This is a genomic window from Streptomyces sp. NPDC003027, from assembly GCF_053591435.1.
Map to the genome: position 1 here is coordinate 112,652 of NZ_JBSFTU010000018.1, position 7,316 is coordinate 119,967.

Annotated in this window: 6 protein-coding genes and 1 pseudogene; 1 reads left to right on the forward strand and 6 read right to left on the reverse strand. The window is 71.8% G+C overall.

The window, feature by feature from the left end; genetic code table 11:
• The first annotated feature begins 1 nt into the window (after nucleotide 1).
• A complete protein-coding gene (locus ACWDX6_RS15685) occupies nucleotides 2-1,054 on the forward strand; it encodes a rhamnogalacturonan acetylesterase (RefSeq protein ID WP_451485494.1) in 1,053 nt (350 codons plus the stop codon).
• A gap of 75 nt (nucleotides 1,055-1,129) precedes the next feature.
• Here ACWDX6_RS15685 and mmsB read toward each other — a convergent pair whose 3' ends face one another.
• The 6 genes and pseudogenes from mmsB to ACWDX6_RS15715 all read right to left on the reverse strand — a co-directional run.
• On the reverse strand, nucleotides 1,130-2,359 hold the full coding sequence (gene mmsB, locus ACWDX6_RS15690; RefSeq protein ID WP_451485495.1) for a multiple monosaccharide ABC transporter permease: 1,230 nt from the start codon (nucleotides 2,357-2,359) through the stop codon (nucleotides 1,130-1,132).
• 7 nt (nucleotides 2,360-2,366) lie between these two features.
• Complete coding sequence (gene mmsA / locus ACWDX6_RS15695; protein WP_451485496.1) at nucleotides 2,367-3,923, reverse strand: multiple monosaccharide ABC transporter ATP-binding protein; 1,557 nt, start codon at nucleotides 3,921-3,923, stop codon at nucleotides 2,367-2,369.
• Entirely contained in the window at nucleotides 3,920-5,029 is a 1,110-nt protein-coding gene (gene chvE / locus ACWDX6_RS15700) for a multiple monosaccharide ABC transporter substrate-binding protein (protein WP_451485497.1), read from the reverse strand. Before chvE ends, mmsA begins: the two co-directional genes overlap by 4 nt.
• A 2-nt stretch (nucleotides 5,030-5,031) precedes the next feature.
• Nucleotides 5,032-6,003 carry a hypothetical protein gene (locus ACWDX6_RS15705; protein WP_451485498.1) on the reverse strand — a complete coding sequence of 324 codons (972 nt, stop codon included), beginning with the start codon at nucleotides 6,001-6,003 and terminating at the stop codon, nucleotides 5,032-5,034.
• A 153-nt stretch (nucleotides 6,004-6,156) separates the two neighbouring features.
• The gene (locus ACWDX6_RS15710) at nucleotides 6,157-7,167 is read right to left on the reverse strand and encodes a zinc-dependent alcohol dehydrogenase (protein WP_451485499.1); all 1,011 of its coding nucleotides are present in this window, start codon (nucleotides 7,165-7,167) and stop codon (nucleotides 6,157-6,159) included.
• Nucleotides 7,164-7,316: pseudogene (locus ACWDX6_RS15715) on the reverse strand (mandelate racemase/muconate lactonizing enzyme family protein); the annotation flags it as partial. The gene ACWDX6_RS15710 and the pseudogene ACWDX6_RS15715, both read right to left, overlap by 4 nt.

Genomic DNA, 7,316 nt, shown 5'->3' on the forward strand with positions numbered 1-7,316 from the left:
GATGAGACGCACCGCCCTGCTCACGGCCGTCGCCACGGTCGCCGTCGCCCTGGCCGCCGCCCCGTCCCCCGCCCGCGCCGACGGCCCGTACGGCCCCGGCCTCGAACACTGCGACGCCACCGGCACCGGCCCGGTCGTCTGCCACGTCGACGTCCCGCCCGGCACCTACGACGTCACGGTCACCCTCGGCGGCGACACCGCCGGCAGCACCTCCGTGACCGCCGAGACCCGCCGCGCGCTGCTGGCCGAGACGGCCACCGCGCCGGGGGAGCGTACGAAGCGCCATGTCACCGTGCACGTACGCGACCCGGAGGGCGAGCCCACCGGCCCCGCCGGAAGCCCCGGTCTCGATCTGACCTTCGCCGGCGCCGCTCCCCGGCTCGCGGCCCTGCGGGTCACCCCGGCCCCCGCCGCGCCGCGGATCCTCCTGATCGGGGACTCGACGGTGTGCGACCAGCCGGGCGAGCCGTACGCCGGCTGGGGGCAGTACCTGCCCCGCCACCTCAAGCGCGGCATCGCGGTCGCGAACTACGCCGACTCCGGTGAGAGCACAGTCAGTTACCTGGCGAACCCGGCGCTCTTCCCGACCGTCCAGCCGCTGGTGCGCCGCGGCGACGCCGTCCTGATCCAGCTCGCCCACAACGACAAGCAGACCGACGCGGCGACCTACCGCGCCAACCTCACCACCCTGGCCGAGGGGGTACGGGCACGGGGCGGCCGGCCCGTGCTGGTGACGCCGATCGTCCGCCGCTGGTTCAACGCCGACGGCACCTTGAACAACGGCACCGCCCTGCTGGTCAACGGCCTCGGCGTGGACCACCCGGCCGAGATCCGGCGCCTCGCGGCGGACCTCGGCACCCCGCTCGTCGACCTGACCGCCCTCACCAGGGCCAGGGTGGAGGAGCTGGGCCCCGAGGCGTCCAAGGCGCTCTATCTGACGGCCGAGAAACGGGACAACACCCACACCTCGGCGCGCGGCGCCGACGAGTACGCGGCGCTCGTGCTCGGAGAGCTGCGCGCCCAGGGAATCGTCCCGGAGCGGCTGATCCGCTGAGGCGGCGACGCGAACCCGCCCCGCCCTGGGCGCCTCGGTCACGAGGCGCCCAGGGCGGGGCCTTCCGGACAGTCCCTAGCGGCCCGCGCGACGCTTGTTCCAGACGTCGAACCCGACCGCCGCCAGCAGCACCAGGCCCTTGATGACCTGCTGGTAGTCGGTGCCGATGCCGACCAGCGACATGCCGTTGTTCAGGACACCGAGGACCAGACCACCGATCACGGCGCCCATCACGGTGCCCACACCGCCGCTCATCGACGCGCCCCCGATGAACGCCGCCGCGATCGCCTCCAGTTCGAAGTTCAGACCCGCCTGGGGCGTGCCCGCGTTCAACCGCGCCGCGTAGACACAGCCCGCGAGCGCCGCGAGAACGCCCATGTTGACGAAGACCAGGAACGTCACCCGCTTGTCCTTGACGCCGGAGAGCTTGGCCGCCGCCTTGTTGCCGCCGAGCGCGTACACATGGCGGCCGACGACCGCGTTGCGCATCACGTACCCCAGGCCGATCAGCAGCGCGCACATGACGAGCATGACGATCGGCACGCCGTGGAAGCTCGCCAGGGTCAGGGTGAAGGCCACCACCGCCGCCGTCATGGCCACGCACTTCAGCGCCCACAGACCGGCGGGCAGCACCTCCAGCTCGTACGCCAGCTGGCGGTTGCGGTCACGCCACTCGCGCAGCAGCAGCAGGACGACGGTGAGCAGACCGAGCAGCAGGGTCGGGTTGTGGTACTGCGTGTAGGGGCCCATCTCGGGGATGAAGCCCTTGGCGATGTTCTGGAAGCCCTCCGGGAACGGCGCCAGGGAGCGGCCCTCCAGGAAGATCTGGGTGAGACCGCGGAAGAGCAGCATCCCGGCGAGCGTCACGATGAACGACGGTATGCCGAGGTACGCGATGAAATAGCCCTGCCAGGCGCCGGCGAGCGCGCCGACCAGCAGACAGAGCACCAGCGCCAGGAACCAGGGCATGTCGTGCCGCACCATCAGCACGGCCGAGAGCGCCCCGACGAACGCCGCCAGGGACCCCACGGAGAGGTCGATGTGACCGGCGATGATGACGATCATCATGCCCATGGCCAGGATGAGGATGTAGCTGTTCTGCTGGATCAGGTTGGAGACGTTGTTCGGCAGCAGCAGCGTGCCGTCCGTCCATATTTGGAACAGGACGACGAGGAAGGCGAGCGCGACCAGCATGCCGTACTGGCGCATGTTGGCCCGCACGGCCTGAAGGAGCAGCGCACCGGCCGACGGGGGCTGCGGCCGCGCCGTCCTCGGGTCCCGCGTGGAGGGGGTCGTGGTGGTCATGGCGGGCTCAGCTCCTGCTCATGGTCATGTGGCGCATCAGTCTTTCCTGGCTGGCCTCGTCGCGGGCGACCTCACCGGTCAGCCGCCCCTCGGCCATCGTGTAGATCCGGTCGCACATCCCGAGGAGCTCCGGCAGCTCCGAGGAGATGAACAGCACGGCCTTGCCCTGTGCCGCGAGCCGGTCGATGACGGTGTAGATCTCGTACTTGGCGCCGACGTCGATGCCGCGCGTCGGCTCGTCGAGGATCAGCACCCGGGGGTCGGCGTGGATCCACTTGCTGAGCACGACCTTCTGCTGGTTGCCGCCGGAGAGCCGGCCCACCTGCTCGTAGACGGTCGGCGTCTTGATGTTCATGGAGGCGCGGTACCGCTCGGCGACCTGCCGCTCGTGGTGTTCGTCGACCACGCCGCGGCGCCGCATCCCCGGCAGTGAGGCGAGGGAGACGTTGCGGTGGATCGTGTCGATGAGATTCAGGCCGTACCGCTTGCGGTCCTCCGTCACATAGGCGAGTCCCGCCTCGATCGCGGCCGGAACGGTCCTGGTCGACGCCTCCTCCCCGTCGATCTCCACCGATCCGGCGACGTACCGCCCGTAGGAGCGGCCGAAGACCGACATCGCCAGCTCGGTGCGGCCCGCGCCCATCAGGCCGGCGATCCCGACGATCTCCCCCCGGCGGACGGTCAGGGACACGTCGTCGACGACGGTACGCCGCTGGTCGACCGGATGGCGGACGGTCCAGCCGCGCACGGCCAGGGCCACCCGGCCGGAGCCCTCACCCTCGTAGGGGGTGCGTTCGGGGAAGCGGTGGTCGAGGTCGCGGCCGACCATGCCGCGGATGATCCGGTCCTCGGAGAGTTCCGGCGCCGCGTCCGGAGCCGGGCGGACCGAGAGCGACTCGACCGTACGGCCGTCCCGCAGGACCGTCACCGTGTCGGCGATGCGCCGGATCTCGTTCAGCTTGTGCGAGATGACGACGGAGGCGACGCCCTGGTCGCGCAACTCCAGGATGAGATCGAGGAGGGCCGCGCTGTCCTCGTCGTTGAGCGCCGCGGTCGGCTCGTCGAGGATGAGCAGCTTCACCTCCTTCGAGAGCGCCTTGGCGATCTCCACCAGCTGCTGCCCGCCGACGCCCAGGTCGGCGACCGGCGTGTGCGGGTTCTCGCGCAGCCCCACCCGGTCCAGGAGGCGGCGGGCGCTGCGCAGCGTGTCGTTCCAGTCGACGATCCCCCGGCGGGCCTGCTCGTTGCCGAGGAAGATGTTCTCGGCGATGGACAGATGGGGGATGAGCGCCAGCTCCTGATGGATGATCACGATGCCGTGGCGCTCGCTCGCCCGGATGTCCTTGAACGCGACCGGCTCGCCCTCGAAGTGGATCTCGCCCTCGTAGCTGCCGTGCGGGTGTACCCCGCTGAGCACCTTCATGAGGGTCGACTTCCCCGCTCCGTTCTCCCCGCAGAGCGCGTGGATCTCACGGGCCCGGACCGTCAGGTTCACCTCGCTGAGCGCGGTGACGCCGGGGAAGGTCTTGGTGATGCCGCGCATCTCCAGCACGGGCCGGGTCATGACAGCTGTCCCGCCGTGAAGTACCCCTCGCGTACGAGGAGTTGCGTGTTGGACTTGTCGATGCTGACCGGGTCGAGCAGGAAGGAGGGCACGATCTTCCTCCCGTTGTCGTAGTCCTTGACGTTGTTGACCTCGGGCTTCCTGCCGTCCAGTACGGCGTCGCCCATGGCCACCGCCCGGGCGGCCAGCTTCCGGGTGTCCTTGAAGACGGTCTGCGTCTGCTCGCCCCGGATGATGGACTTGACCGAGGCCAGCTCGGCGTCCTGCCCGGTGACGATCGGCAGCGGCCGGTCCGCCGTCCCGTAACCGGCGCTCTTCAGCGCGGAGATGATGCCGATCGAGATGCCGTCGTAGGGGGAGAGGACCGCGTCGACGCTCTCGGCGCCGTAGTTCTTGCTGATCAGGTCGTCCATCCGCTTCTGCGCGGCGCCGCCGTCCCAGCGCAGCGTGGTGGCCTGGTTCATCCGCGTCTGCCCGCTGCGCACCACGAGCTGTCCGCTGGCGAGGTACGGCTGGAGCACCTTCATGGCGCCGTTCCAGAAGTAGCGGGTGTTGTTGTCGTCCGGCGAGCCGGCGAACAGTTCGATGTCGTAGGGCCTGCCCGTGTTCTCGGCGGGCGCGCCCAGCTTCAGCCGGTCGACGATGTACCGCGCCTCCAGCTCGCCGACGCGCTCGTTGTCGAAGGAGGCGTAGTAGTCGACGTGTTCCGTGCCCATGATGAGCCGGTCGTACGAGATCACGGGGATGCCCGCGTCGTGGGCGCGCTTGAGGACGTCGGTGAGCGCCGAGCCGTCGATGGCGGCGACCACCAGCAGCCGGCGGCCCTTGGTGATCATGTTCTCTATCTGGGCGATCTGGTTCTCGACCTTGTCGTCGCCGTACTGCAGGTCGGTCTCGTAGCCGGCCTGCCGGAACTGCTTCGCCATGTTCTCGCCGTCGGCGATCCACCGCTCCGACGCCTTGGTCGGCATGGCGAGGCCGATGGTGCCGCCCTTGCCGCTGTCGGGCTGGTAGCGGCTGCCGCCGCGGGCCTCCTGGCCGCAGGCGGTGAGCGCGAGGACGAGCAGGGAGGCGAGGGCGGCCGCCCGGAACGTGCGGGTGCGCATGGTCAGTTCCCTTCGGGGGCGGGGAAGCGCCGGAGCTCGCCGGGCAGCCGGGAGCCCAGCGGGGACATACCGGCGTCGGCACCGTGCCGGGCCAGCAGATCGAGGACGAGCCGCCCGCGCCGGACCCGCTCGCGGGCGGTGGCGAGCGTGTGCTCGCGCAGATGGGCGCCGTACGGATAGATGCCGGCGGACTTGCTGAGGCCGAACTTCAGGTAGAGAGGCGCTCCCCGGCGGATCAGCTCCGCGGCCTCGTACATCCGGACGAAGCCGCCCAGGTCGTCGGGGGCCTCCACATAGAGGTCCAGGGGGGCACGGCTGGCCCGGCGGATCTCGGTGAGGTGCTCCAGGGTGAGGTCGGAGGGGACGTTGAGGGAGTCCGCGCCGAGGTGCTCGTAGACGGCGTACGAGGCGGGGTTGGCGGGGCCGATGAGCGCGGACGCCTTCAAGGTGGTGTCCTCGGGGAGCACGCCCGTCGCGCGCATCCGGTGCAGGGTCCACAGCACCCCCTCGTCGGCGACGAGCAGACAGCGGACGCCCAGCTCCGTGGCGCGCAGGGCGTCCTCGACACAACCGGCGAGCGCGTCATGGCCGCGGGCCCGCAGCCCGGCGCCGCCGGAGTCGGTACGGGTGGCGGCTCCGGTGTCCCAGGTGCCGCGCGGCCCGGTGAACAGGCAGAGTTCGACGGCCCGTCCGGCGCAGGCGTCCACCATCTCGGTGATCTCGGTGTCGGTGAGCATCCAGACCCCGCTGCCCTGGCTCACCCGGTGCACGGGTACGTCGAGCCGGGAGCTCTCCTTGAGGACGGTGGCCAGTGCCTCCGGCCCTTCGACGGAGGGGATCTCGGTGCGCCAGGTGCCCCCGTCGGGGAAGGAGTGCGGCGAGGCGTCGGACGGGTCGGCCGGTGGGACGGGGTGGCCGATGCGGGCGAGCGCGTCGGCGCCCGGGCGGCGGGGCGGTAGCGGTGGGGCGGTCACGGATGTCCTTTGTTCGACAGGTCGGACGCGGTCCGAGGTGGAGGCTGCGGGGCGGTGGCGCGGGTACGGCGGTGGCGCGGGTACGGCGGTGGGTGTACGGCGGTACGGGGCCGGCTGGGCTTCCCGTACCGCCGTACGTTCGGGGTGCCGCGCTCAGGGGCGCAGCAGCACCTTGCCGGTCCCCGGGTCGCCGCCGCCGACGAGCGCGACGGCCTCCGCGAACCGTTCCAGCGGGAACTCGTGGGTGATCAGCGGGGCCGGATCGAGCAGTCCGAGTCCGAAGGCCCGTACGGCCTCGGCCCAGGCGGCGGAGGACGCCCCGAAGACGCTGCGCACCTCCAGCTGGCTGAGGGAGAGGTGCACGGGATCGATCCCGGTCGCGCCCGGAGTGAACATCCCGGTCAGGACGACCCTTCCGCCCCTGCGCGCCAGCAGGCAGGAGGCCGCCGCCGTGGACGGCGCCCCGGCCGTCTCCACGACCAGGTCGAAGCGGCCGGTCGCCGACGCGGCCTCCTCCGGGGTGAGGGCCTCGTGCGCGCCGTGCGTGAGCGCCTGCTTCCCGCGCGCCGCCCGGGGGTCGACCACGACCAGCTCGGCGGGGGAGGAGGCGGCGAGCAGCTGGACGGCGAGCAGCCCGAGGGTGCCCGCGCCGACGACGGCGATCCGCTCGCCGGGACGGGGACGCCCGGCCCGTACCGCGGCGGCGATCACGGCGGCGGGCTCGAGGAGCGCGGCGGCCCGGAGGTCCGCCTCGTCGTCCAGCAGGTGCAGGAGCCGGACGGGGACGACCACGTGGTCGGCGAAGGCGCCCGGCTCCGTGAAGCCGGTCTCCGCGTATCCGGCCGTGCACAGGCTGGTCTCCCCGCACCGGCACCGCTCGCACATCCCGCAGGACCGGAAGCCCTCGGCGACACAGCGGCGTCCCGCCAGCGCCGGGTCGCCGCCCGGGCCGACCGCCTCCACCGTCCCGGACCACTCGTGGCCCGGGGTGACCGGGTAGCGGACATACCCCGGGTCCCGGTGTCCGTCGTAGATCTCGCGGTCGCTCATGCAGATCCCGGCGGCGGCCACCCGGACGCGTACCTCACCCGGTCCGGGCTCCGGCGACTCCCGTCGCACGAGGCGGTGTCCGCCCGGCGCGTCGACGACGATCGCGCGGCTCACTTCGGCTGCCTCCGCTCCCAGCCTTCGGCCCAGAGGTCGAAGCGGGCTTGTTGCTGGGGGTGTTCGGCTGCTGCGTCGGTGTCGAGTTCGATGCCGAGGCCGGGGGTGTGGGGGAGGGGGAAGCAGCCGGTTTCGGGGTCGATCTGGGG

What these genes read in the sequence shown, in the direction of transcription:
- ACWDX6_RS15685 (WP_451485494.1), top strand. Translation starts at nt 2, where the DNA reads ATGAGACGCACCGCCCTGCTCACGGCCGTCGCCACGGTCGCCGTCGCC.
- chvE (WP_451485497.1), bottom strand. Translation starts at nt 5,029, where the DNA reads ATGCGCACCCGCACGTTCCGGGCGGCCGCCCTCGCCTCCCTGCTCGTC.
- mmsA (WP_451485496.1), bottom strand. Translation starts at nt 3,923, where the DNA reads ATGACCCGGCCCGTGCTGGAGATGCGCGGCATCACCAAGACCTTCCCC.
- mmsB (WP_451485495.1), bottom strand. Translation starts at nt 2,359, where the DNA reads ATGACCACCACGACCCCCTCCACGCGGGACCCGAGGACGGCGCGGCCG.